The 23,838-nt window shown below is 64.2% G+C and carries 20 protein-coding genes; 6 read left to right on the forward strand and 14 right to left on the reverse strand.

Annotated features, from left to right (window positions below; all coding sequences use genetic code 11):
• Window position 1 precedes the first annotated feature (1 nt).
• The 4 genes from L2Y97_RS02655 to L2Y97_RS02670 all read right to left on the reverse strand — a co-directional run bounded on the left by L2Y97_RS02655 (window position 2) and on the right by L2Y97_RS02670 (window position 8,072).
• The gene (locus L2Y97_RS02655) at window positions 2–1,363 is read right to left on the reverse strand and encodes an APC family permease (protein WP_247432633.1); all 1,362 of its coding nucleotides are present in this window, start codon (window positions 1,361–1,363) and stop codon (window positions 2–4) included.
• Window positions 1,364–1,371: 8 nt separating this feature from the next.
• The gene (locus L2Y97_RS02660) at window positions 1,372–4,572 is read right to left on the reverse strand and encodes a TonB-dependent receptor (RefSeq protein ID WP_247432635.1); all 3,201 of its coding nucleotides are present in this window, start codon (window positions 4,570–4,572) and stop codon (window positions 1,372–1,374) included.
• 144 nt (window positions 4,573–4,716) lie between these two features.
• A complete protein-coding gene (locus tag L2Y97_RS02665) occupies window positions 4,717–7,071 on the reverse strand; it encodes a beta-N-acetylhexosaminidase (protein WP_247432638.1) in 2,355 nt (784 codons plus the stop codon).
• Entirely contained in the window at window positions 7,068–8,072 is a 1,005-nt protein-coding gene (locus L2Y97_RS02670; protein ID WP_247432641.1) for a glucokinase, read from the reverse strand. Before L2Y97_RS02670 ends, L2Y97_RS02665 begins: the two co-directional genes overlap by 4 nt.
• Before the next feature lie 240 nt (window positions 8,073–8,312).
• Between L2Y97_RS02670 and L2Y97_RS02675 the strand changes: the two genes are divergently transcribed.
• The 3 genes from L2Y97_RS02675 to L2Y97_RS02685 are packed head-to-tail and all read left to right on the forward strand — an operon-like array spanning window position 8,313 to window position 10,292.
• The gene (locus L2Y97_RS02675) at window positions 8,313–8,879 is read left to right on the forward strand and encodes a hypothetical protein (protein ID WP_247432644.1); all 567 of its coding nucleotides are present in this window, start codon (window positions 8,313–8,315) and stop codon (window positions 8,877–8,879) included.
• A 9-nt stretch (window positions 8,880–8,888) separates the two neighbouring features.
• On the forward strand, window positions 8,889–9,743 hold the full coding sequence (locus tag L2Y97_RS02680) for a hypothetical protein (RefSeq protein WP_247432646.1): 855 nt from the start codon (window positions 8,889–8,891) through the stop codon (window positions 9,741–9,743).
• A gap of 12 nt (window positions 9,744–9,755) precedes the next feature.
• Window positions 9,756–10,292 carry a hypothetical protein gene (locus L2Y97_RS02685; protein WP_247432649.1) on the forward strand — a complete coding sequence of 179 codons (537 nt, stop codon included), beginning with the start codon at window positions 9,756–9,758 and terminating at the stop codon, window positions 10,290–10,292.
• A 289-nt stretch (window positions 10,293–10,581) separates the two neighbouring features.
• On the opposite strand, the gene polA is transcribed toward L2Y97_RS02685, so the two are convergent.
• Window positions 10,582–13,308: a DNA polymerase I gene (gene polA / locus L2Y97_RS02690; protein ID WP_247432652.1), complete on the reverse strand. Its 2,727-nt coding sequence runs from the start codon at window positions 13,306–13,308 to the stop codon at window positions 10,582–10,584.
• 95 nt (window positions 13,309–13,403) lie between these two features.
• Between polA and L2Y97_RS02695 the strand changes: the two genes are divergently transcribed.
• On the forward strand, window positions 13,404–13,940 hold the full coding sequence (locus L2Y97_RS02695; RefSeq protein ID WP_247432655.1) for a DUF2782 domain-containing protein: 537 nt from the start codon (window positions 13,404–13,406) through the stop codon (window positions 13,938–13,940).
• Between the two features lie 69 nt (window positions 13,941–14,009).
• Here L2Y97_RS02695 and L2Y97_RS02700 read toward each other — a convergent pair whose 3' ends face one another.
• Both L2Y97_RS02700 and L2Y97_RS02705 read right to left on the reverse strand, forming a co-directional pair.
• Window positions 14,010–14,708 (reverse strand): glutathione S-transferase, encoded by a 699-nt coding sequence (locus L2Y97_RS02700; protein ID WP_247432658.1) that lies wholly within the window; start codon window positions 14,706–14,708, stop codon window positions 14,010–14,012.
• A 45-nt stretch (window positions 14,709–14,753) separates the two neighbouring features.
• Window positions 14,754–15,644, reverse strand: a complete 891-nt coding sequence (locus L2Y97_RS02705; protein WP_247432661.1) for a LysR family transcriptional regulator — start codon at window positions 15,642–15,644, stop codon at window positions 14,754–14,756.
• 94 nt (window positions 15,645–15,738) lie between these two features.
• On the opposite strand from L2Y97_RS02705, the gene L2Y97_RS02710 reads away from it, so the two are divergent.
• Window positions 15,739–16,740 carry a bile acid:sodium symporter family protein gene (locus L2Y97_RS02710; RefSeq protein ID WP_247436657.1) on the forward strand — a complete coding sequence of 334 codons (1,002 nt, stop codon included), beginning with the start codon at window positions 15,739–15,741 and terminating at the stop codon, window positions 16,738–16,740.
• 101 nt (window positions 16,741–16,841) lie between these two features.
• Here the strand turns inward: L2Y97_RS02710 and purH are convergent, their stop codons facing one another.
• The 3 genes from purH to L2Y97_RS02725 all read right to left on the reverse strand — a co-directional run bounded on the left by purH (window position 16,842) and on the right by L2Y97_RS02725 (window position 19,784).
• The gene (gene purH, locus L2Y97_RS02715) at window positions 16,842–18,431 is read right to left on the reverse strand and encodes a bifunctional phosphoribosylaminoimidazolecarboxamide formyltransferase/IMP cyclohydrolase (protein WP_247432664.1); all 1,590 of its coding nucleotides are present in this window, start codon (window positions 18,429–18,431) and stop codon (window positions 16,842–16,844) included.
• 64 nt (window positions 18,432–18,495) lie between these two features.
• A complete protein-coding gene (locus L2Y97_RS02720; RefSeq protein ID WP_247331966.1) occupies window positions 18,496–18,729 on the reverse strand; it encodes a helix-turn-helix domain-containing protein in 234 nt (77 codons plus the stop codon).
• Between the two features lie 218 nt (window positions 18,730–18,947).
• Window positions 18,948–19,784 carry a zinc-ribbon and DUF3426 domain-containing protein gene (locus L2Y97_RS02725; RefSeq protein WP_247432667.1) on the reverse strand — a complete coding sequence of 279 codons (837 nt, stop codon included), beginning with the start codon at window positions 19,782–19,784 and terminating at the stop codon, window positions 18,948–18,950.
• Between the two features lie 63 nt (window positions 19,785–19,847).
• Between L2Y97_RS02725 and prmA the strand changes: the two genes are divergently transcribed.
• The gene (gene prmA / locus L2Y97_RS02730; RefSeq protein ID WP_247432669.1) at window positions 19,848–20,750 is read left to right on the forward strand and encodes a 50S ribosomal protein L11 methyltransferase; all 903 of its coding nucleotides are present in this window, start codon (window positions 19,848–19,850) and stop codon (window positions 20,748–20,750) included.
• Between the two features lie 31 nt (window positions 20,751–20,781).
• On the opposite strand, the gene accC is transcribed toward prmA, so the two are convergent.
• The 4 genes from accC to L2Y97_RS02750 all read right to left on the reverse strand — a co-directional run bounded on the left by accC (window position 20,782) and on the right by L2Y97_RS02750 (window position 23,826).
• Window positions 20,782–22,152, reverse strand: a complete 1,371-nt coding sequence (accC, locus tag L2Y97_RS02735) for an acetyl-CoA carboxylase biotin carboxylase subunit (RefSeq protein ID WP_247432671.1) — start codon at window positions 22,150–22,152, stop codon at window positions 20,782–20,784.
• Window positions 22,153–22,162: 10 nt separating this feature from the next.
• Complete coding sequence (accB, locus tag L2Y97_RS02740; RefSeq protein ID WP_247432674.1) at window positions 22,163–22,624, reverse strand: acetyl-CoA carboxylase biotin carboxyl carrier protein; 462 nt, start codon at window positions 22,622–22,624, stop codon at window positions 22,163–22,165.
• A 54-nt stretch (window positions 22,625–22,678) separates the two neighbouring features.
• Window positions 22,679–23,128 carry a type II 3-dehydroquinate dehydratase gene (aroQ, locus tag L2Y97_RS02745; protein WP_247432677.1) on the reverse strand — a complete coding sequence of 150 codons (450 nt, stop codon included), beginning with the start codon at window positions 23,126–23,128 and terminating at the stop codon, window positions 22,679–22,681.
• Between the two features lie 146 nt (window positions 23,129–23,274).
• A complete protein-coding gene (locus L2Y97_RS02750) occupies window positions 23,275–23,826 on the reverse strand; it encodes a DUF1415 domain-containing protein (RefSeq protein WP_247432680.1) in 552 nt (183 codons plus the stop codon).
• Window positions 23,827–23,838 lie beyond the last annotated feature (12 nt).

The following is a 23,838-nucleotide window of genomic DNA, read 5'->3' on the forward strand; positions in this document are numbered from 1 at the left end:
GTTACGGTTCCCCGGCGGCAGGGTGAGGGGTTTCAAGCGGGGCGAAGGGCCACGCGGCGTTTACCCGCGCCCAGACCGCGAAGACGATAAGCCCGGCGACGATCCACACGCCGGAAAGCATGAGCGACAGGGTCGATGCGGAGATATAGACGTAGACCCAGCCAACCAGCGCGATGATGCAGGGCAGGGGATACAGCCACTGCCTGTACGGGCGCGGCATCCCCGGTTCGCGCCGGCGCAATACCACCAGGGCCACTACCTGGGCGATCGACTGCACCAGGATCGTCGCCGTCAGCAGCATGTTGATTACATCGGTCAGGTCGAAGAACGTGCCGATGGCCGTGACCACGCCCATCGTCAGCAGCGCGATGTGTGGGAAGCCATGTTTTGCGTGAAGGCGGCCAAAGGTCGACAGGAAGACCTTGTCCCGCGCAGCCTCGAAGGGCACGCGTGAACCGCCGAGCAGGCCGGTGAAAACCGAGGCCAGCGCCGTGACGATGATGAGGGTGGTCATCACCGCGGCGGCCGCGTGGCCCCAGCTGCGCTCCACCACCAGCGACGCAACCGATTTGGACTGCGCGATCTCCTGCCATGGCGCCACGCCCAGCACGCTGATGTTGAGCAGGAGGTAGACCACCATCATGGCCGTGATCGAGATGATGATGGAGCGGGGCATGGTCCGGCCAGGATCACGCAGCTCATCTCCGATATACGCCGTGGTGTTGTAGCCCAGGTAATCGTAGACGCCGATGATGAGGCCGGCGCCCAGCCCGGTGAAGAAGCGCGGCCCGAATGCATCGGGGGCGAAATCAAACGCGCGGTGGGCATCGAAATGTGAGAACCCGGCTGCGGCCACGCCGATGATCGAGACCAGCATGATCACCCACAAGGCAATGGTGATGACCCGCACGGATTCAATCCGGCGATACAGCATCCACGTCACGAGCGCGGTGGCGAGCACCCCGACGATGTGCGTGGTCCACCAGCCCATGCCCGGGAAAAAGAACTGCAGGTACTCCACCATGCCGATGATGCCGGTCGACATCAGCAACGGGATCGCCAGCAGCATCGTCCAGATGAAGAGGAACGGCATGAGTTTGCCCGTGCGCGCCTGGAACGCCCGGCGGAGGTACACATAGGTCCCCCCGGAGCCGGGCATGGCGGCGCCCAGCTCCGCCCAGACCAGGCCATCGGCCATCGCCAGCAGCGCGCCGACGATCCAGCCCACGATCGCCTGCGGTCCGCCCATGGCCGCCACCATCAACGGAATGGTGATGAACGGGCCGATCCCGCACATCTGCGTCATGTTGATGGCGGTGCCCGAGAACACGCCGATCGATCGGTGGAAACTACGCTCGCTCATGGGGTCCCCTACCACTGGCCACGAATGCCGAACATGAACATGCGCTCGGAGAATGTCGAGTGCCCGGGCTGGTTCGGAAAGACCAGATAGTACTTCTGGTACTCGTTGGTGAGGTTCGTACCGTTGAGGAACACTTCGAGCTGCTTGGTGAATTTGTACGAGACCGAGGCATCGATGTACTTCTGCGGGGCTTCGTACATCTCCATGCCGGTGATGCCGCCGACACTATCCATGACAGCGCGGCGTGAGCGGTAGTTGTACGCCACGCGCGCCTGGAAGCGGTCATCCTGGTACCACAGGATGAAGTTGCCGGACTTGGTGGAGTTGTCCTGGAACGGGATCTTCTTGCCTGCCAGGTCCCTCTCGCCCGAGTTGCTGGGTGCGTACGTGCCGTTCACCTCCATGCCGGTCTTCGAGAAGATGCCGGGCAGGAACGTGAACGCCTGCCGGTAGTCCAGTTCGGCGCCCTTGATGCTGTTGCCCGTACCCTGGACCGGCTGCGTGATGACGATGCAATGGTCGCGCACCACGCCATCTTCGTCGGGCAGGGTGCAGTTGGTGACGCTGCCGTTCTTGATGAAGCTATCCACGTTGATGCGGAACAGCGCCAGGCTGACCATGCTTGACGGGTTGATATACCACTCGGCGGACGCGCCAAAGTTGGTCGACCGCCACGGATCCAGGTTCGGGTTGCCCGACGACGTGCCGTTGGCGACGCGGAAGATCGGGCCGTCGGGCGTCTCGGAAAGCGAGTAATTCAACTGCAGGCCACCCGCCCAGGTGCTCAGGTCCAGGGGCATCATGTTCTTCGAGTACGCCAGGCGCACCTTCACGCTATCGGTGACGTCCAGCGCAAAGTTCGCGGACGGCAGCACATCCTGGTAGCGCCGCTTGGTGATCTCCGTGCCCACGTCTTCCGGCTCGTCGCCGTACGCGCCCGGGTCGCCGCTGAGGTGCTGGGTCACGTCCAGGTGGCTACGGATCAGGCGTACGCCCACGTTGCCGCTATAGGGCATGTCACCGATCATGCCGTTGAAATCGCCCTGCAGGTATCCCGTCAGCTCCTTCAGGCGCACGCCCCAGGTGGTACCGGGTTCACCGACCGAGACGGTGTCGGGATACAGCGATTTCCAAAAGTCTTCGGGGTTCTTCATGGCATTGGGATCGACCGCCCAGAAATTGATGCCCGAGCCCAGCAGGTTGTTATAGGCCTTGAAGTTGTCCGCCAGTGGCGAGGCCGTGTTCGGCATGGAGATGGCCGAGAGCGGGCCGGCGCGGAAGTAACCCTGCTCATTCCCCGCGGTACACGAGCCGCTGTTGAGCACCACGTCGGCGCCCACGTAGCGAACCAGGCAGCCACCCGGATCGGATGCCCCCATGCCCGCGTACACGGGCGTTTCAAAGGTATAGCCCTTGTTATCGGCCGTGCGAATGCTGTTACGAACGCCGAACTTGAGCTTGAACCCTTCGCTGAACTCGAATTTGCCATCGAACCGCAGGGCGTTGAGGGCCACCTTGCGGTCGTAGTTGCCTGATGATTCAAGCGTCTTGAAGGTCCAGGCGTTGGGGTCGGCAAAGGCGGCGGCCAGTTCAGCAGGTGTGCCGATCTTCAGATACCGCCCGCGGAAGTCCGCGGTGATGGGGATGGTGTTCTGTGGAATGCCCGTGGGATTGAATACCCGGTTGCCACCCAGCTCGGCCGGGTACACGTAGGTGCCGGGAGGGACGGCATCGTCGGGCACGCCATCGGCCAGCACGTTCGGCCACAGCGCACCATCGGAGTCGGAGATGTTGACGTCGGTCTCTTGCAGATGTTGCGAGGCCGTGTCGTGGATGCCACGCAACGACGCGGTGAAGGGGCCACCGTCGTCATAATCGAGCTGCAGGTTGAGGTTCTTGGCGTCGGAGAACTTGCGGATCATCTGCGAGTACGATTCCACGTCGCCGGGCCACTTCTGGTACACCTGCGTGGTGTAGATGTTCGAGCCTTCCCAGCCGGGTTCAGGCGTACCGTAGGAGCCTAGCGCGGGCTTGCCCGTGTCCTGGGATTGCAGCGGTACGTAGGTGGCACCCTGCCAGTTGGTCGAGTTGAACTGGATGCCGACGTTGCGATCGAACTCGTGCTGCTGTGAGTAGAAGTAATCGCTGGTCAGGCTGAAGCCATTGCCGATGTCGAACTGGAACGAGGCGTTGGCCGACTTGCGCTTGCGCTCGGTGATGATCTGGTTGATGCCGAAGTTCTGGCTACCCATGAACACGCCGTTGGATTTGCCGTCGCCGTTCACATCCACGCTGCCATCGGCGTTCTGCACGATCTGCGACGGGATGGGCGCGCCGTTCCACGGGGTGAGGAAGCCGTTGTAGCCACCCGCACTTGCGGCATTCTCGCCGTTGAGCACGACGCCGTACTGGTCCAGGCCCTCGGTGGAATTCATGCGCCGGGTATCGGAGTAGTCGCCGGAGATCAGGAAACCCCAACGCCCGTTGTCGTTGTACGAGAACAGGCCGTTGGCTTCGGGCCCCGTGTGCTTGGTCGTGGAGCCGCGCTCGCCGTTGGCCGAGTAGCTGTACGTGAAGCCGGAGGGCAAGTCCCAGGGCCGGTAGGTGTGCAGGTCGATCGCGCCGCTGATGCCCGCATCGGTCTCATCGGCGGTGGCGGATTTGACCACGTCGGCGCCATGAAACAGCGTTGAGGGCAGCATGCTGAAATCGGGCTGCTGGGAATCGATCTGGTCGGCCGTGATGAACACTTCACCATTGAGCATGGTGCCGACCTGTGGGAGGCCGCGTACATCCACGGAGGTGCCGACGCCCGCATCACGGTTGATCTGGACGCCGGTGATGCGCTGGAGCGAATCGGTGATCGTCGTATCGGGCAGTGCGCCGATGTTCTCGGCGGTGATGCTGTCCTGGATCTTGTCGGCATCACGCTTCACGTCGATCGCCTTCATCTGCGATGCGCGAACGCCGGTGACCGTTACCCCCGAAAGATCCACGGCGTTCTTCGCCGTATTCCCGTCGCTGTCCTTGCCGTCAGCTTTCTTCGCTGGCGGCGTCGGTGGCGTGGTTTGCGCGGACGCGGCCTGGGCCGGTTGCCCATCCTGCTGCACATCGAAAAAGGTAGACGCCGCGGTGGACGTCGATACGACGGCCAGCAGGGTGACCGTGATGGCGAACGACAAGGGATGCTTGCGAAGTGCTGTGGACATGGGCCGTGACCTCGTGACTGGTGCCTGTCGGAACTCGGGAGCTTTTTTTGAGCAAACGCGTCATGCCCGGCCGCGCCCGGGGGCGCACGCCGTGGTGGTGCTATCTGGTTTTCCCCAACCCGCGACGCGCCCCTGCGCGCCGCCCTACTTAGAAAACGAAATGGTCCCCAGCGCCCACTGCCCCTCGCGTGGATCGCCCGTTACAAAAACGCACAAAGCCTTCGCATCAGCACCGATGGGTGTAGAGAGCTTTGCCTCTCTGCGCACCTGGCCTCCCGATGGCGCGGTGGCTGCCAGCGGCGCGGTCGCAAGTGGCGGGCCGTCGCAGCCGTTCACATGGATCTCGATGGCATCACCCCGCCCGTGGCGATCGCGCACGATCGCACCGCGGGCTTCGTCGCCGTATCGCCATGGCAGCCGTTCCGCGGTCACTGTGACACGCGTGGCGCCCTCTACGTTTGCCTGGGGCCACAGCCAGCATGCGTTGCCAATCTCCACCGAATAAACCGGACGGGTGCCCCCAGCGGATTTCGCGCCCTGGAGGCGCGATGCCGGTTCGCCGGAACAGGTCTGCAGTGCGGTGCTTTCACGGCTGTATCGCGTGGTGTCATCCAGCCGAATCGACCGGGCGGCGGCGAGCAGGGTGCCGTCGGCGGCATAGACGGCGGCCCGCATCGTCGTGCCAGCGGGCTGCGTAAAGGGTTGTGTGTATAGCGGGGAATGAACGCCTGGCTCGGTGCCGTCCGTCGTGTAACGAATGTCGCCGCCAACGGCCTGGTTGGCGAGCGTGACACGGAAGCCACCCGAGGCCTCGGGCGATACATCGAACGTAGCGGCAAACGCCGTGTCCGCGCTCGCGATGCCCAATACGCGGTAACGTCGTAACTCGGCAGGCAGGCGCCCCAGGAAGCCGCTCCAGTCGTGGCTGGCGGCGGGCGACCAGCCAAGCTCGGCCAGTGCGGCGATGCGAGGGAAGGTCGCGTGTTGGTGGTTTGCGAATGTCAGCAATTGCTCGGCCCACAGCCCGGCCTGCACGCCGATGATGTGCGTCGCCTCCTCGGGCGTGGTGCCAGGAGGGATGAGCTGGGTGTCATACGCCTGGCGCAGCGACACGACCGGCGGCGGCCCGGCCCATTCGCCTGGATGCGTGGATTGCAGGTGATCGAAGTACAGCGACTCCTGCGGCGTCATGACGACATCGTGGCCCTGGCGAAGCGCGGCGAGGGCGACGCGTTCATCGTGGTCCCCGTGCCAGGACATCACTACCTGCTCGCGGGGTAGCGCGACGCCGGCATCCACTTCGTCATCCCAGCCCACCGGCGTACGCCCGTGAGCCACCAGGTACGAAGCCACCTGCCGCATGAACCAGCCTTGCAGCTCATCCATGCTCGCGAGCTTCAATGCCTTCATCTGCGCGTTGACCTCGGGCGAGGCATTCCACTGCTGCTTGTCCGCCTCGTCACCACCGATGGAGACATAGCGCGACGGGAACAGGCGCATGACCTCGTCCATCACGTCGTTGACGAACTGCAAGGTCTTCGCGTTCGGGTTAAGCAACCAGGGGCTGACGCCCCAGTCGGTCCAGACAGGCGGGCGCTTGCCTGTCACGCCCAGCCACGGGTAGGCGGCGATCGTGGCTTGCGAATGACCAGGTAGATCGATCTCCGGCACGATCTCGACGTTGCGTTCGGCGGCGTAGCGCACGATGTCGCCGATCTCCGCAGCCGTGTACACCTTGCAATAGGGGGTGTCACGGCCACCCGAAACCTCGCTGTCGTTCCCGACCGCCTCCCGGCAACCACCTTTGGTGGCCAGCTCGGGGTATTTTGGAACGGGCAGGCGCCAGCCCTGGTCGTCCGTGATGTGCCAGACGAGGACGTTGAGCTTGTCGAGCGACATCCAGTCGATCAGCTTTTTGATCTCGTCAGCACTTTGGTAGTGCCGACTGGAATCAAGCAACAGGGCGCGCCATGCGAACCGGGGGTGGTCCTCGATGCTGCCGTAGGGCACCTGCGCCACGGCGCCGCGTGTCCATCCCGGGGGCGTGAGCAATTGCCATACGGTGGCGCTGCCGTTGAAGGCACCGCGAACGGTACGCGCGGTGACGAGGATGCCGGCCTTGTCGATGGTTATTGCGTAGCCTTCATCACCGACCACGGACGCGTCGGCCTTGATCTCAAACGTGATCGTGGCGGTGCCGTCACCGCTTGCGGTGGTGCGTAGCGGTAGCCCGCGTACGCTCGCCACGCGCTGTGCGAAGTTGCCCACGACGGCCTTCAAGGCTGCCGAATCGTCACCACGTACGGCAACTGTAGCGCCCCCGGCGATGGTGACCACACCGGACCCAAGCGGTCTTGCGAGGGCTGGCATCGGCAGTAACGACCACCCGGACGGCGCCACGTCGGCCGCGCAGGCGGCCGCCGCCAGCGTACCGATCGCGACGGCAACGCTGGCCGCGATACATCGCCGAAGCCCCGGCAGTGGCGCGCGCCCTGTCATGCGACGGCACCTTCGGCGAAGGCGGTACGCGTCGCTTCGCGGTGGTGCATGTACCACCGGGCGGCACCCTGCACGCCGTGGCTACCGTGCTCGGTAACCCACACCGGCACCTGCGCCAGCATGGCGCGGACACTTCGCCCGTGCAGGAAGCGCTCTTCGAAGGCGCTTTGCTTGAGCAGATCAAAGATGGAGGAAAGAAATCCGCCGGCGAGGAAGATGCCACCCGTAGGCAGGTAGCTCATGGCCAGGTTGCCCGTGAAGCTGCCCAGCGCCGCACAAAACAGCGCCACCGCTTCCACGGCACGGCTGTCGCTTTCCTCCGCGGCCGCCGCCGTCACCGCCTTCGGCGTCGCCAGCGCAGGCATCACGCCATCCAGCGCGCACAGCGCTTCATAGGCCGTCAGCAGGCCCGGCCCGGAGACAATGAGTTCAACGGGCACGTAGCCGCCTTCAGGTGCCAGCCACGCGAGCACATCGCGCTCACGCACCGAATGCGGAGCGAAGTCCATCTGCCCGGCTTCCGTCGTCAGCACCGTCCCCCCGGTGGCGTGGGGCACGTAGATCGCGGCGCCGAGGCCCGTACCGGGGCCAACCACGAGCGATGGCCCCACGCCGCGAAGTTGGGGGCCGCACAGATGCCGGCCACTCTCCGCGAGCGGCCCGTCGATGGCGTACCCGAGTGCCTCGAAATCGTTGAGAATCGCGACATCGGCCAGGCCCAGCGTCGCGCGCAACGCGGCGGGCAGGATTGGCCATGCAAGGTTGTCGTTTGCGACCTCATCGCCCATCACCTGGCCGGCGCACGCGAGCACGCAGTGCGATACCGGCGCACGTACCTCGCTATCGATGAAGGTCCGGATCAGCTCGGCGAGCGACGGGAACGCCGCGCAGGGGTACACGCGGTACGCCAGCGTCTCGATGTGACCGGGGCGATCGTCGGCCGCGCGCATGAGCGCCACGTGGCCGTTGGTACCGCCAATATCGCCCGCGAGAAAGAGCATCCCCGTTTTTCCCCAACGCTTCGACCCAAAGGGTGGATCACGCCATCCAAGGTGCCCCCGCACCGGATTCGTCATCAGGGTGTAACGGACTGACACCGGTGTCAAGTCATGCCGCAACAGCTACCTAAATGCGCGAAATTCTCATGAGGCGGTTCTCATTTGCTATATATCTCAATCAGTTAGGTGTTTACATGGGGCTTTTCGACACGCATGCTGCGCCCTTCGGTAGCGGAGGATGGAATGCGAGCGGAGGTGGTGGCATCGATGGCCGTGTGTGTCGCGCTGGGCGCTTGTGCGGAGAAAGCTGCGCCGCCGTTTGCGAGCGCGCCGTTCTCGGTCGCGCGTAAGGGAAACACCATAAGCGTGCCCTTCAGCGTCCCGACCAACGTCGAAATCCGAGAGAGCTACATGCTGGCGTTCAAGTACGTCAGGCCCGAAACAGGGGACCCGCTTCAGTCCTTTTGGAGCCGCCCCCCAACCTCGCGGCTCTACCTCAAGGTCAGGTTGTTCCGTATAGACGCGCATGGGAACGAGGAGCTGGTGTCCGTGAATGATCACGCACAGGAATACGACCCCGCCCGAAAAATGTACTGCTATCCGGTGAGCATGGAGGAACGAGGAACAGATATCGCGAATGTGTCGATGAGTGGCACAGACGGCCGGGTGGCACACATGGAAGTGGTTAGGTTCATGCCGCCGGATTACGGACGGTACCGCTTCGACGTCGAGACGTTAGACGACGCTGAGATATTCGAACCGATCGTGTCGTGGTTAACCGTCGAGCGTGAGTACAGGCACTTTAAGTAAGGACACGACATGGACGCCAAACGATACACAGTCACCGTCTATGTGGCGGCTCCGGGGACCGTAATGCGCGAGTTTGATATTCACGGTAAGGAACATCTGACTCGGTCGGTGCCGGGGCATGTCTATTATCAGACCGACGATGGCGAGCAGAAGCGCAGCTGGGGCTTTGCGCCAGCAGAACATGGCGATATTTACGGACCAGGCGAGCCGCAGACAAATGATGCTGACACATACCAGGATCCTATGTATGCGCGTACTCTCGAGATATCGAAGGTGCAGTTCGACAAGCTCAATGAATTCGGCCCCAATCCCGATCGCTATGGCTTCGATCTGACATACAAGGATTTCAGAAATAACTGCGTCGACTACACGTGGGCCGCACTGAACCACGCGGGTATTCAGCGGACTGATCGGCGCTTCGGCACAGCAGAAGCCAAGGGTGTCGATGGCAAGCTCAACTACCTGCCCTCGCATGCGCCAGGTGATATACGCACGATTCGCGATCCCATGCCCGGTAGCGAGTTGAATAAAGAAACAACGAACCGGCTGCCGGACATGGCGTGGTGGCAGATCCCGTTGAGCGAGGCGCAGCATCGGCCCCTGATCGACCAGGGTGATCCGTTTGATCGACTCGTCGCGGCGGCGCAAACGGGGAACGACAAGGCGTTCGATGAAGTAGGTAGCGACTACCTCCAGTCATACGAAGGCCAGGATTTCCTGCAGACCGGTCTCGAGCATAACCACCAGCAAGCGCTGGCCGAACAGATGCTGGCCCAACAGCAGCAACAACAGCAAGACCAACAACAGCAAGACCAACAACAGCAAGACCAACAACAGGCGCCTTCGATGGCGATGGCGATGTAAGGAGCAAGGCCCATGGACGAAGAAGATGTGAAGTCGCTGACGGTGAAGCTGGCGGCGGTGACAGGGCGAATCGAAAAGCGCCTGGATGCTGTGGCGAAGCAGACCCTGCAGGCGAGCCAGGCGATGGGTCATCAGGTGCAGCACGCGCTCTCGGCATCGGCTCAGGTTTCCACGGATCTGCGTCAGGCCGCTAGCGAAGCGCTGGATCAGGGCACGACGGATGCCATCGTGCGATTCGGCGAGGTGATCCGCGCATCGGAAATCCGGTTGGAAGATGCGGCTTCCCGGCTGGAAGCACGGATGGTGTCCGGTGGGCGTTTGCAAACGGCCTTCGCCTGGAAGGCATTCATCGCCTCGACGATCGGATCGTTCGCCGTGATCGGTACGGCGGGTTATGCCATATGGGAAGCACAGCACAGCTTGCGCGAAACCCGTTGGGTTCGTCAGATCAATGCGGCGCAGGCCGCGGGACGGCTTGCGCCATGTCCGGGCGGTGGTGAGCACGTATGCGCCAAGGTCGATAAGCGCTGGGTGCGCCTGGATCCCTGATGCCGGACGAAAAAAAACCCCGGCAGCCAGGGGAGCTGCCGGGGCGGGGTGGGATGGCGAACCCAGGGGAAGATTCGCCATCCACGGAGGTGGCCCCAGGGAGGTGGGGCCCACCGATGGGACGCCGTTGCGTGCGTCCGTAGATATAGACGGCTAACAGGGCCAGAAGTTGCAATGAATTTCGAAAAAAACTCAGGCTTCGTTCATGGCTATCAAAATCAGTGACTTGCATCACGTCTTCGGGTACCGGTAAACGAAATTATTACGATTTAGACGTCTAAATGCCGGGTCAGTGCGCCTCATCCCAGTTCGCGCCGACGCCAACGGACACCTGCAGCGGGACACTCAGTGTGGCCGCGCCGCTCATCTTGGTTTCAATCGCAACCTTTAAAGCCTCAACGGCGTCCTCGCGCACTTCCAGTACGAGTTCGTCGTGTACCTGCATGAGCAGGCGCACATCGTCCCGTCCTTCGATCCAGGCGGCCACGGCGATCATGGCGCGCTTGATGATGTCGGCCGCCGTGCCCTGCATGGGCGCGTTGATGGCGGCACGCTCGGCGCCGGCACGCAACGCCTGGTTTCGTGACTTCAGGTTCTCCAGGTAAAGGCGGCGGCCAAACAGTGTTTCGACGTAACCGACCTGATGGGCCTGTTCACGGGTGGCATCCATGAAGGCACGTACGCCCGCGAAGCGGGAGAAGTAGCGCGCCATGTAGTCGGAGGCTTCACCCCGGTCCACCCCGAGCTGGCGGGCGAGGCCGAACGCACTCATACCGTACATGAGGCCAAAGTTGATCGCCTTGGCGGCACGGCGCTGGTTGCTGGTGACCTCCTCGGGCGGCACGCCGAAGACTTCAGCAGCGGTCGCGCGGTGTACGTCACCCCCTTCGGAGAAGGCGCGTACAAGGCCTTCGTCACCGGAGAGGTGGGCCATGATGCGCAGTTCGATCTGCGAGTAATCTGCCGCGACGATGCGCCAGCCAGGCGGTGCCACGAATGCCTGGCGGATGCGCCGGCCTTCCTCGGTGCGCACGGGGATGTTCTGCAGGTTGGGATCGGACGAGCTGATGCGCCCCGTTGCGACGGCACCCTGGTGGTAACTGGTGTGCACGCGGCCGGTCCGCGGGTTCACGATGCCGGCGAGCTTGTCGGTGTACGTGGAGCGCAGCTTGGCCAGGCCGCGGTAATCCAGGATTACCCGCGGCAGTTCGTGCGAATCGGCGAGCGCTTCGAGCGCCTCCTCATTCGTCGACGGTTGGCCCGTCGGCGTCTTGAGCTTCGCCGGCAGACCGAGTTCTTCGAACAGCACGGTCTGCAGCTGCTTGGGCGAATCCATGTTGAACTCGTGCCCGGCCGCGGCGTAGGCCTTCTGCTGCAATTCCAGCATGCGCTTGCCCAGCTCCTGGCTTTGCATGCGCAGCTCATTGGCATCAATCAGGACGCCGGTTTGTTCCATCTTCGCAAGCACGGGCACGACCGGGATTTCGATATCCAGGTACACCGAGCGCAGCGACGGCTCGGCTTCCAGCCTCGGCCATAGCGTGTGGTGCAGGCGCAGCGTGATGTCCGCATCCTCGGCGGCGTACTTGCCCGCGGTTTCAATATCCACCTGCGAGAACGAGATCTGCTTGGCGCCCTTGCCGCAGATCTCTTCGTACTTCACCGTGGTGTAACCAAGGTAACGCTGGGCCAACGAATCCATGTCATGGCGCGTGGCGGTGGCATTGAAGATGTACGACTCAAGCATCGTGTCGTGCGCAAGGCCCTTCACGGCGATGCCGTAGTGCGACAGCACGTTGATATCGTACTTGCCATGCTGGCCGACCTTGGGCCGCGAGGCATCTTCAAGGATGGGCTTGAGCGCACCGAGCACGTGCTCTCGGGATAGCTGCGCCGGGGCACCGGGGTAATCGTGCGCCACGGGGATGTAGCACGCCTTGCCCTGTTCGACGGCAAGGGATACGCCCACGATCTCGGCCAGCATGGAATCAATGCTGGTGGTCTCGGTATCGAACGCGATCAACGGCGCGGTTTCGAGCTTTTCCAGCCACGCGGCGAGGCGATCCTCGGTGAGCACCAGCTCGTAGTCGCCGGGGCCGCTGTATACATCGGTCACCACGGCAGGCGCCGGCGCGGCGGCCACGACGGGTGCCGCGGCGGCAGGCGTATCGGTACCGCTATCGAGCTCCTTCAGCGCCGCCTTGAAGTCGTAGCGCGCATAGAGTTCACGCAGGGCATCCACATCACGCGGGCGCATGGCCAGGTCGGTTGGCGCCTGATCAAGCGGCACGTCAGTGCGGATCGTGACCAGCTCTCGCGACAGCGGAAGACGGGGAATGGCCGCGCGCAGGTTCTCGCCGATCTTGCCGCCGATCTTGTCGGCGCTGGCGATCAGTGCATCGAGGTTCGGGTATTCCGCCAGCCATTTCGCGGCCGTCTTCGGGCCGCATTTTTCGACGCCGGGCACGTTGTCGATGCTGTCGCCCATCAGCGTGAGGTAATCCACGATCTGTTCCGGGCGAACGCCGAACTTCGCGATGACACCGTCCGTATCCATCGTGGTGTTCGTCATCGTGTTGATCAGCTGGATATCCGGGCCGACCAGCTGGGCGAAATCCTTGTCGCCCGTCGAGATGATGGTGTGGATGCCGGCGGCGCTGGCCTGCCGGGCAAGCGTGCCGATGACGTCATCGGCCTCGACGCCAGTGACGCAGAGAATGGGGAAGCCAAGGGCGCCCACGATCTTCATCATCGGCTCGATCTGTGCGCGCAGGTCATCGGGCATGGACGGGCGATTGGCCTTGTACTCAGGGTACAGGTCGTCGCGGAAGGTACGCCCCGGGGCATCGCACACGAAGGCGACGTAATCGGAACCGGCCTTCATGGTGGTGCGCAGCATGTTGACGATGCCGAACAAGGCGCCGGTCGGTTCGCCGTGCGCGTTGGTCAGGGGCGGCAGCGCGTGGAACGCGCGGTACAGGTACGAGGACCCGTCGATAAGGGTGAGCGTAGGCATGCACCGATTCTCTCACGGGGCGCCCGGGGGTGCCTGTTCACGTGGCGTGGGTCCCATGGCTTGCTATGCTCGCTACCCCCGGATGGAGATCTCCCATGAAACGCACGCATGCCCTGGCCGCGGCACTGCTCCTGGCCCTGTCCCTGCCCGCCGCGGCACAGACCACGCAGGACCCGAAGCAGCTGAAGGCACTTCCGCCCCCGGGCCTGAACGATCCTGGCGTAAAGGCGGGCGAGCCCGACCGCTCAGGCCAGAAGCCGGTCGAGCGGCCCGTGCCTTACGACCAGGCGCAGGAGACCCAGTCGACCCCGGCCACCTCCGATGCCCAGGGCAGCAAGGTGACGGCGGCCAACCTGCCGGCCATGCGTGACGATGGCACGCCGCTCGACGGCAACGGCAACCCGGCGCCGCAGGTGACGGTGCACACCGAGGGCACGGATACGGTTGAGGAATACCGCACGGGCGGCAAGCTCACCATGATCCGCGTCACCCCGAAAAACGGCGTGCCCTACCAGGTCATGGCCAACCCCGATGGCAAGCTGGTGCGTGACCCGGGCGTCTCCAAGGTGGACCCGGTCTACTTCAAGGTTTACGAGTGGGGCGCGGCGCCCAAGCCGGCTGGTTCTGACTGATCCGTCATGGCCCTGCTCCTGTAGGAGCGCGCGAGCGCGCTCCTACAACGGCGCATAGCCGCATCGATGTTAGCCATCGAGTTCGGCGTAGTGGCGGAAGATGCCGTCTTCGCTGTGCGGTATGCGGCGGTTCGATGAGAGATACGCCGCGATGTTAGGCCGCGCTTCCACGCGCCTGGCCACGTCCCTGAGCAACGGCAGCTTCTGTCGCGCCATGCACTTCGGGAACGCATACGTCAGGCCCGACATGACCTGGAATAGCGACAGATCCACATAGGTGAATTCGCGCAGCGCGTGTTTACCGCCATTGCGTTCCACGACGTTCTCGAAATAATGCAGGAACTTGGGAATCCGCGAGTCGCGGAATTCTTTCGCACGGCGCTTCGCCTCGTCCTTCTGGTCCTCGTAGTACAGCCCGGCGCCCACCGGGTGGTGGACATCGTGCGCCTCGGCAACCAGGTCGGCGATGGTCAGCTGCAACTGGTGGGCGTAGATCCGTTTCGACTCCGTTTCCGGAACCAGCCCGTGGCGCGGCGCCAGATACTGCAGGATGTTGGCGACCTGGGCGATAACGAGCCGTCCTGACTTCAGGAACGGCGGTGCGTATGGCAGCGCGCCGTCGTGCTGCCCATCGAGCCACGGCGTCAACACGCCGTCGCCTTCCTCACGCGCCACATCGACGTACGCCGCCCCAGCATCCTCAAGGGCGAGACGGACGAATTCCCCGCGGCCCTGGATGCCGGTCCAGTAGTAAAGCTGGTAAGCCATGCGCGATCTCCTTGCCGGAAGGTGGCAAGGATCGCGGCGCTGCGTTCAAGCCAGCGTGAGCGCGATGTCGCGGAAGGCGTTCCATACCGTCTGGGCGGGCGGCGATAGTGACCGTGCGCGTCGGCGCAACAGCGTGACGTTGCGGTGCTCCTCCGGCGTGAGATCCAGCGCTACAAGGCCGGGGCGCAAGGCATCCAGAGAGAGTGCCGGTGTAATGGTGATGCCCAGGCCCGCCTCCACCATGCGGAACGCCGTGTGAGGATGGCCGACTTCAATGGCCACGCTTGCGTCGACACCTTGCCGGGCAAGGGCGGCATCGATCAGCCGGCGGCTGCCCGAGGCATGGTCGAGGAGGATCAGCGGCTCGCCCGATAGCGCAGGCCATGCCAGCGATGGGCCGTTTGCAAAGCGGTGGTCATCGCGGCATACCAAAAGGAACGGGTCACGAAGAATCGTCTCCGCGTCGAATTCTTCATGGGTTGCCGGCTCGACCGTCAGGCCGAAGTCCACTTCGCCACCGCGCACCGCATCAAGCACCTGTGCCTGGTTCTGGTCGCGCAGGATGATCTCGATGGACGGGGCTTCGGCCGCACACCGGGCGATACCCGCGGGCACCAAGCCGGCCGACAAGGTGGGCACGGCAGCCAGACGGACGCGGCCCCTGAAGGGATCCGCCTGGGTTCGGGCGTGGCTCAGCACCCCATCGAGTTCATCCAGGACCCGTGCCAGGGCCTGCTCGAGATAGCGCCCCGCTTCCGTGGGGATAACCTCGCGCGTGCTCCGATCGAACAGGCGCACATCCAGTTCGGCCTCCAGGTCGGCGATGAGCCGGCTGACGGCGGGCTGCGTGAGATGGAGCGCCTCGGCGGCACGGCGGAAATGCCGGTGGCCCGCCACGGCGAGGAAGGCGCGAAGCTGGCGCAACGAGACATTCATGTGAATATCGTATCACTGGATAAGATAAAACGAATTGCCTTATCAACGAGATGGCGGTGCAATAAGCACCTCACCCACGCTGCCTGACTTCGCCATGCGCCGCTTCCTGCCCGATGGTTTCACCCTTTCCCTGGTCGCCACGGTGCTGCTGGCCAGCTTCCTGCCCTGCCGTGGCGTTGTCGCCCAGGGATTCGGCGCACTGACCGATATCGCCATCGCCCTGCTGTTCTTCCTGCACGGCGCGAAGCTGTCACGCGATGCCGTGGTCTCTGGCATGACGAACTGGCGCCTGCACCTGACGGTCCTGGCCAGCACGTTCGTGCTGTTCCCGCTGCTGGGGCTGCTGCTGAAGCCCGTCCTTTCGCCGCTGGTCTCGCCGGACCTCTATCTCGGCATCCTGTTCCTTTGCACGTTGCCGTCCACGGTGCAGTCGTCGATCGCCTTCACCTCGATTGCCCGGGGCAACGTGCCGGCGGCCATCGTGTCCGCGTCGGCGTCCAGCCTGCTGGGCATCTTTATCACGCCGCTACTCGTGGGCCTGATGATTGCCGGTTCAGGGCAGGGTGCGCTGTCATGGCATTCGATCGGCGCGATCGTCGTGCAGCTGTTCGTGCCGTTCGTGGCCGGCCAGGTGGCCCAGCGCTGGATCGGCGGTTGGGTGCGCAAGCACGCCGTGCTGCTCACGTTCGTCGATCGCGGCTCGATCCTGCTGGTGGTGTACACCGCTTTCAGCGCCGCCGTGCTGCAGGGCCTGTGGCACGAGTTGCCATTGCCGGTACTGGGTGGCCTGGTAGTGGTTAATGCGGTGTTGCTCGCACTGGCGTTGCTGGCGACGCGGTACGGCGCGCGTGCCCTCGGTTTCGATACCGAAGATGAAATCACGATTGTGTTCTGCGGTTCGAAGAAGAGCCTCGCATCGGGCGTGCCGATGGCGAAGGTACTCTTTGCCGGCCACCCGCTCGGCCTGATCGTCCTGCCGATCATGCTGTTTCACCAGATCCAGCTGATGACGTGTGCGGTGCTGGCGCGGAAGTATGCGGTGCGGAAAAACGTTGCGAACACCCCTGTAGGAGCGCGCCTTGCGCGCGACCGGTGACGCGGCGATAACCGGTTTTCACCGCGTCACCGATCGCGCGCAGGCGCGCTCCTGCAAGCGCATCGCCAGAAAAAAGGCCGCCAGATGGGCGGCCTTTCTTTTTAGTGGCGGAAGTGGCGGATGCCGGTGAACACCATCGCCATGCCGTGCTCATCGGCCGCGGCAATCACTTCGTTATCGCGCATGGAGCCGCCTGGCTGGATCACTGCCGCGATGCCTGCCGCTGCCGCCGCATCAATGCCATCACGGAACGGGAAGAACGCATCGGAGGCCATGACGCTACCCGGTACCACCAGGCCGGCTTCCTCGGCCTTCAGGCCAGCGATCTTCGCGCTGACCACGCGGCTCATCTGGCCGGCGCCCACGCCGATCGTGCGCTGGTCCTTTGCGTAAACGATGGCGTTGGACTTCACCATCTTGGCCACGCGCCAGGCGAACAGCAGGTCATCGAGCTGGGCGGCGGTGGGCTGCACCTTGCTGACGACCTTGAGTTCGTCGCGGGTTACCTGGCGGTGGTCGGCGGTCTGCACCAGCAGGCCGGAACCGACGCGCTTGATGTCGTGCGTGTTGCGGCCATCGCCCATCGGGATCTCGAGCACGCGCACGTTCGCCTTCTTCGCGGCTTCGTCCACCGCGCCGGCTTCAACGACCGGGGCGATCAGCACTTCCACGAACTGGCGCTTCAGGATCACCTTTGCGGTCTCCGCATCGAGCGGACGATTGAACGCGATGATGCCGCCAAACGCCGACGTCGGGTCGGTCGCATAGGCCAGTTCATACGCCGCGAGCGGATCGGCCGCGACAGCGACGCCGCACGGGTTCGCGTGCTTCACGATCACGCAGGCCGGTGCATCGAACTGGCGCACGCACTCCCATGCCGCATCGGCATCGGCGATGTTGTTGAACGAGAGTTCCTTGCCCTGCAACTGGCGGAATGTGGCCAGCGTGCCAGCGGCGGGGTACAGGTCGCGATAGAACGCACCGGCCTGGTGCGGGTTCTCGCCGTAGCGCAGGTCCATCACCTTCACGAAGCGGCCATTCGACTGCGCCGGGAATTCACTATGGCCCGCGACGGCCGTATGCGTGTCATCCAGCGTGACACCCGAGAGGTAATCGCTGATCGCTGCGTCGTAATTCGATACGCGATTGAAGGCGGCGACGGAAAACGCGAAGCGCGACGCACGCGAGAGACCGCCCTTCGCTTCGATCTCGGCGAGCGCGGCGTCGTACTGCGCAGGATCGGTCAGTACGCTCACGTCGTTCCAGTTCTTTGCCGCTGCACGCAGCATGGCCGGGCCGCCGATATCGATGTTTTCGATCGCGTCCTCCAGCGTGCATTCAGGGTTGGCCACGGTGCGCTCGAAGGGGTACAGGTTCAGTACCAGCAGATCGATCGGCACGATGCCGTGCTCGGCCATCACGACATCATCCTTGCCACGGCGACCCAGCAGGCCACCATGCACTTTCGGGTGCAGGGTCTTCACGCGGCCATCCATGATCTCGGGGAAGCCCGTGAGATCACCCACGTCGCGCACGGGAATGCCCGCATCGCGCAATGCCTTGGCGGAGCCGCCCGTGGAGAGGATTTCGACGTTGGCCGCGGCGAGGCGGCGGGCGAGGTCGGTCAGGCCGTTCTTATCGGAGACGCTGATAAGCGCGCGGCGGACGGGGACGAGGTCGGGCGTGGACATGGACACTTTCCGGGAGGGGAAAGCGCGCCATTATAGCCGCCCAAAGGCCGGGCGGCCGGATGGATCAGGAAATACCGTGGGCAGCCAGCTTTTTGCGCAGCGTGGCACGGTTGATGCCAAGCGCGGCCGCAGCCCGGCTCTGGTTGCCTTCATGGAACGCCAGGACTTCGCGGAGCAGGGGGCCTTCGACCTCGCGGATGACCAGCGCGTGCAGGCCTTCACCGCCTTCGGTGTCACCGATGTCCGCAAGATAGCGGCGTACGGTACGGCTGACGCATTCGCTGAGAGCACTCTGCATGGAGGTTTCGTTGGCGGCCTCGGCGGCAGTAAGTCTCACAGCGTTCAAGGCATGTCCCTCTCGCACGCCGGAGCCAGGGCGCCGGACGGTTCGTGTTCTCGTGATCGCGAATGCGACGCGGGCGCCGCGCAAGGCTGGCCGGAAGTCGCGAAGGGGATTGAGTGTACTCGCCTGCCGGGTCGAAGTGCAGGCTTGCAAAAAGAAATTTTTTCGAATGGTCACTCAAAGCTGAATGCGAAAGCGACCGCGTGCTGGCCTGGGTCTTGCACCTCGAACACCATGGCGGTCGTGGCACCGCCGGCCAGGCCGTGGGCGCGCGCGGCCGCGTCGCCCACGTAGTCCTCGGGCTGAAAGCGGCGCATGGCCAGGCGCTGGCCGTTGCCATCGGAAAGCACGATGGTGACGACAGGGTAGGGCTGCGCGAAGCGGGCATCGTTGTGCACGCTGGCCGTGATCAACAGGCCATCGGGCACCGAAGGGTGCTGCTCCACATCGCGGGCCATCAGGCGCAGTTCCGCCGGCGCGGCGACCAGCGGCAGCTGGCATCCCAGCACCGCGCAGCCGGTTTGCAGCACCGGGCCAAAGGTGGGATCGGCCACCAGGGAATCGCGCTTGGCCCAGGCGAGCTGTGCACCGAGCCCGAGCACGAGCAGGGCGCATACCGTTACCCACGCCGCACTACGCCACGAGCGCCGCTTCGCCGCACGTGCGAACTTGGGCGTGAAGGTGAGCTGGGAGAAATCTTCGCCGACCGCCGCCGTGGGTTCCGTGAGTTCGGCGGCGTCCTCCACCACCAGCGCCTGTGGGGGTTCGAATGCCGGGGCCTCGGGTGGCTGGCGTGGCCTGAACACGGCGATATCGGCGACAGGCGGATCCTGGTCCAGCGCGTGCTCCACCAGGCGGGTGAACGGCTCCGGCGGCAGGTTGGCAGCCAGTGTCCCCAATGCGTTGAAGATGCTGCCGCAATGGCTGCAGCGCAGGCAGCCGCAGGCCGGCACCAGCAGTTCGGCTTCCACTTTATAGACGGTGAGGCACTCGGGGCACTGGGTGTACATCGTTCGATCATAGCGTGCGCGCCCGGTAGAATCGTCAGTCCCACTCCTCACCCTGGCCCGACGATGCCCTGGCTCGAACTTTCCCTGACGATCCGCGCCGCGGAACAGCCGCGCGTCGAAGCCGCGCTCGAAGACCTCGGCGCGCTGTCCGTCACACTGCAGGATGCCGATGCTGAGACCCCTGATGAGGAGGCGATCTTCGAGCCGGGCGTGGGTGAAATCCCCCTGTGGAACCAGATCGTGCTGAATGCCCTGTTCGATATTGACGCGGACCGCCGGGGGCTCACGGCCGCCATCGCGGACGACCTGCCGTTTATCGAGCCCGCGCAGATCACCTGGCGCGAAGTGGAAGACCAGGACTGGGAGCGTGCATGGATGGACCAGTTCAAGCCGATGCCGTTTGGCCGCCGCTTGTGGGTGTACCCGTGGAACATCGATCCGCCGGAGGATGGCGGCATCGTAGTGGTGCGGCTGGATCCGGGCCTGGCGTTCGGCACCGGCACGCATCCCACCACGGCCATGTGCCTGGAGTGGCTGGATGGCCAGCAGATGGCGGGGCAGCTGGTGCTCGATTACGGCTGTGGCTCGGGCATCCTGGCCATCGCGGCGCTCAAGTGCGGCGCCGCGCGGGCGGTAGGTATCGATAACGATCCGCAGGCGCTGATCGCATCGCATGACAACGCCGAACGCAATGGTGTATCCGCGTCGCTCGACGTGTACCTTCCGGGCGAGGCGCCCACCGAGCTCGCCGATGTGCTGGTCGCCAACATCCTGGCTGGCCCGCTGGGCGAACTTGCGCCTACGTTCGCGGCCGCCGTGAAGCCGGGTGCGCCGTTTGCGCTCTCTGGGGTCCTGTTCGGCCAGCACGAAGAGCTGCTCGTGCGTTATGCCGAGTGGTTCGAAGACCTGGAAGTGCGCACGCTGGAAGACTGGGTGCGCATCAGCGGCCGGCGCAAGAGCGCCTGAAAAAAAATCCCGCCTTTCGGCGGGATTTTTTTTATTCGGCGTGCGGTGCTTCTTTTTCTTTCTGCTCCGCCATGCGCTTTTCCAGGTAGTGGATGTTCTGCCCACCCTGCTGGAAGCCCACGTCAGCCATGATGCGCTGCTGAAGCGGAATATTGCACTTCACGCCCTCGATCACCGTCTCGTTCAGCGCCATGCGCATACGCGCGATGGCGGTGGCGCGATCCGGGCCGTGCACGATGATCTTGCCGATCATCGAGTCGTAGTTCGGCGGGATACGGTAGCCATCATAAAGATGCGTATCGACGCGAACGCCCGGGCCGCCCGGTGCCTCGAAGCGCTTCACCGTGCCAGGGCTCGGCATGAAGGTATCGGGATCCTCGGCGTTGACGCGGCACTCGATGGCATGGCCGGTGAGCACGATATCTTCCTGGCGGATCGAGAGCTTGTGGCCGCTGGCGATCAGCAGCTGCTCGCGGACCAGGTCGATGCCGGTGATCAGCTCCGTCACCGGATGTTCCACCTGGATACGGGTGTTCATCTCGATGAAGTAGAAGCGGCCATTTTCGAACAGGAACTCGAACGTACCCGCGCCGCGGTAGCCGATGCGGATGCACGCATCCACGCAGACCTTGCCGATCTCGGCACGCAGTTCCGGGGTGATGCCTGGTGCCGGCGCTTCTTCCACCACCTTCTGGTGGCGACGCTGCATGGAGCAGTCGCGCTCACCGAGGTGGATGGCGTTGCCCTGGCCATCGGCCAGCACCTGGATTTCCACGTGGCGCGGGTTCTCCAGGAACTTCTCCATGTAGACCTGATCGTTGCTGAAAGCCGCCTTGGCTTCCTGTTTGGTCATCACGATGGAGTTGGCGAGGTGGGCTTCGGTGCGCACGACGCGCATGCCGCGGCCGCCACCGCCACCGGCGGCCTTGATGATGACCGGGTAACCGATCTCGCGGGCAATGCGGATGTTCTCGTCCACATCATCGCCCAGCGGGCCGCCCGAGCCGGGCACGCACGGCACGCCGGCAGCCTTCATGGCGCGGATGGCTTCCACCTTGTCACCCATGAGGCGGATGACATCAGCGGTCGGGCCGATGAACACGAAGCCCGACTTCTCCACCTGTTCGGCGAAGTTGGCGTTTTCCGAGAGGAAGCCGTACCCCGGGTGGATCGCGCCGGCATCGGTGATTTCGGCGGCCGCGATGATCGCCGGGATATTGAGGTAGCTACCGGCCGAGGGACCCGGGCCGATGCATACCGATTCATCGGCCAGGCCGACGTGCTTCAGGTTGCGATCGACGGTGGAGTGCACCGCGACCGTCTTGATGCCGAGCGCGTGGCACGCGCGCAGCACCCGCAGCGCGATTTCGCCGCGGTTGGCAATGACGACCTTCTCGAGCATGACGGGCGCCTCAGGCGATGACGAACATCGGTTCGTCGAATTCCACCGGCTGGCCGTTCTCGACCAGGATCGCAACGACCGTACCCGACACGTCGGCCTCGATCTGGTTGAACATCTTCATCGCCTCGATGATGCCGATCGTCTCGCCAGCCTTCACCTGCTGGCCCACGGTGGCGAATGCCGGTGCACCCGGGGTGGAAGCGGCGTAGAACGTACCGACCATCGGGGCCTTCACGGTGTGGCCTGCCGGCAGGCCGGGCTCAGCCGCCGGCGCGGCAGGCGCGGCGGCAACGGGGGCCGCCACAGCCGCGGGGGCTGCCGGTGCGGCGTAGACCTGCGGGGCGGCCACGGCCACGCCGCCCTTGGGCACGCGCGACAGGCGGACCACTTCTTCGCCTTCCTTGATTTCCAGCTCGGCGAGGTTCGATTCCTCGAGCAGGTCGATGAGCTTCTTGATCTTGCGCAGGTCCATGGGACAAACCTTTTTGGTGGTGGGGCGGGCGCCGTGGGCGCCACGAAAGGGAATTCAGGCGGCCGGGACGGCCAGGCGCAGCAGCGCGGCTTCCAGGGCCAGCCGGTAGCTGTCGCCACCGAAGCCGCAGATCACGCCGCTGGCCAGGTCAGACATATACGAGTGGTGCCGGAACGGCTCGCGGGCATGCGGGTTGGAGAGGTGGATCTCGATGAACGGGATCGCCACGCCGGCCAGCGCATCGCGCAGGGCCACCGAGGTGTGCGTGAACGCGGCCGGGTTGATCAGGATCCAGGCCGTGCCTTCGTCGCGCGCCTGATGGATCCGGTTGATCAGCTCGTACTCGGCGTTGGACTGGTAGTACGTCAGGTCGTGACCCGCCGCCTGGGCTCGGGCCAGCAGCGACGCGTTGATGTCGTTCAGCGTTTCGCGCCCATACACCGACGGCTCGCGTACGCCCAGAAGATTGAGGTTGGGTCCGTGCAGGACGAGGATCCTGGCCACTGTTCACCTGTGCCTGTGGTCCGGAATGCCGGAACGCCGCGCAGTGTGCGCCTGTCCGCCCGCGTTGTCCAGTTCGGTGGAGATCGCCGCAGTTCGCGGTAGATCGCAACATTCCACACGCGGCCGTATGGTGGAGAGGCCCGCTCCTACATGGAGAAGAGTTTCTTCCAGCCCTCGATCCCGAGCTTGTCGAGCGTTTCCATGTTCGCCTCGAAGATCGTCGAGGCATCCGGGAAGGCGGCGACGGCCCGGTCTATGCTGGCCTCCCGCAACAGGTGCAACGTCGGAAACGGCGAGCGATTGGTGTAATTGGTGATGTCGTCGCTGCCGGTGCCCTCGAACTGGAAATCCGGGTGGAAGCTGGCGACCTGGATCTCGCCCTCCAGGTCGAGATCGGCGACGGTATCGTCCGCTACTTCGAGGAACTCATTGAAGTCCATGAAATCGGCCAGTACGCCCGGGTGGATCAGCAGCGTCGTGTCGACCTGTTCCGGGTCGGTATCGCGCAGCAGCTCGAGCTCACGGACAAGGTCCTCGTGGAGTTGCAGGGGCTGGGTGGCATCGCTCACCACGTAACGCACCTGGCCCTTCTTATGCACGGCTTTGGCGAAGGGGCAGAGATTGAGGCCGATAACGGCACGTTCGAGCCACGTTCGCGTCGCGTCGATGGCTTCCTCATGCGAGGGCAGGGTATCCATGGGGGTTCCTAA

It is taken from the genome of Luteibacter aegosomatissinici, from assembly GCF_023078495.1.
GTDB classification, from domain to species: domain Bacteria; phylum Pseudomonadota; class Gammaproteobacteria; order Xanthomonadales; family Rhodanobacteraceae; genus Luteibacter; species Luteibacter aegosomatissinici.

Excerpts from the sequence above, each read along its gene's own strand:
- L2Y97_RS02675 (WP_247432644.1), top strand. The coding sequence starts at position 8,313 with ATGCGAGCGGAGGTGGTGGCATCGATGGCCGTGTGTGTCGCGCTGGGC.
- L2Y97_RS02720 (WP_247331966.1), bottom strand. The coding sequence starts at position 18,729 with ATGCAGAGTGCTCTCAGCGAATGCGTCAGCCGTACCGTACGCCGCTAT.
- L2Y97_RS02700 (WP_247432658.1), bottom strand. The coding sequence starts at position 14,708 with ATGGCTTACCAGCTTTACTACTGGACCGGCATCCAGGGCCGCGGGGAA.
- polA (WP_247432652.1), bottom strand. The coding sequence starts at position 13,308 with ATGCCTACGCTCACCCTTATCGACGGGTCCTCGTACCTGTACCGCGCG.
- L2Y97_RS02750 (WP_247432680.1), bottom strand. The coding sequence starts at position 23,826 with ATGGATACCCTGCCCTCGCATGAGGAAGCCATCGACGCGACGCGAACG.
- prmA (WP_247432669.1), top strand. The coding sequence starts at position 19,848 with ATGCCCTGGCTCGAACTTTCCCTGACGATCCGCGCCGCGGAACAGCCG.
- L2Y97_RS02685 (WP_247432649.1), top strand. The coding sequence starts at position 9,756 with ATGGACGAAGAAGATGTGAAGTCGCTGACGGTGAAGCTGGCGGCGGTG.
- L2Y97_RS02660 (WP_247432635.1), bottom strand. The coding sequence starts at position 4,572 with ATGTCCACAGCACTTCGCAAGCATCCCTTGTCGTTCGCCATCACGGTC.
- purH (WP_247432664.1), bottom strand. The coding sequence starts at position 18,431 with ATGTCCACGCCCGACCTCGTCCCCGTCCGCCGCGCGCTTATCAGCGTC.
- accB (WP_247432674.1), bottom strand. The coding sequence starts at position 22,624 with ATGGACCTGCGCAAGATCAAGAAGCTCATCGACCTGCTCGAGGAATCG.
- L2Y97_RS02695 (WP_247432655.1), top strand. The coding sequence starts at position 13,404 with ATGAAACGCACGCATGCCCTGGCCGCGGCACTGCTCCTGGCCCTGTCC.
- L2Y97_RS02655 (WP_247432633.1), bottom strand. The coding sequence starts at position 1,363 with ATGAGCGAGCGTAGTTTCCACCGATCGATCGGCGTGTTCTCGGGCACC.
- L2Y97_RS02680 (WP_247432646.1), top strand. The coding sequence starts at position 8,889 with ATGGACGCCAAACGATACACAGTCACCGTCTATGTGGCGGCTCCGGGG.
- accC (WP_247432671.1), bottom strand. The coding sequence starts at position 22,152 with ATGCTCGAGAAGGTCGTCATTGCCAACCGCGGCGAAATCGCGCTGCGG.
- L2Y97_RS02665 (WP_247432638.1), bottom strand. The coding sequence starts at position 7,071 with ATGACAGGGCGCGCGCCACTGCCGGGGCTTCGGCGATGTATCGCGGCC.
- L2Y97_RS02725 (WP_247432667.1), bottom strand. The coding sequence starts at position 19,784 with ATGTACACCCAGTGCCCCGAGTGCCTCACCGTCTATAAAGTGGAAGCC.
- L2Y97_RS02670 (WP_247432641.1), bottom strand. The coding sequence starts at position 8,072 with ATGCTCTTTCTCGCGGGCGATATTGGCGGTACCAACGGCCACGTGGCG.
- L2Y97_RS02705 (WP_247432661.1), bottom strand. The coding sequence starts at position 15,644 with ATGAATGTCTCGTTGCGCCAGCTTCGCGCCTTCCTCGCCGTGGCGGGC.
- L2Y97_RS02710 (WP_247436657.1), top strand. The coding sequence starts at position 15,739 with ATGCGCCGCTTCCTGCCCGATGGTTTCACCCTTTCCCTGGTCGCCACG.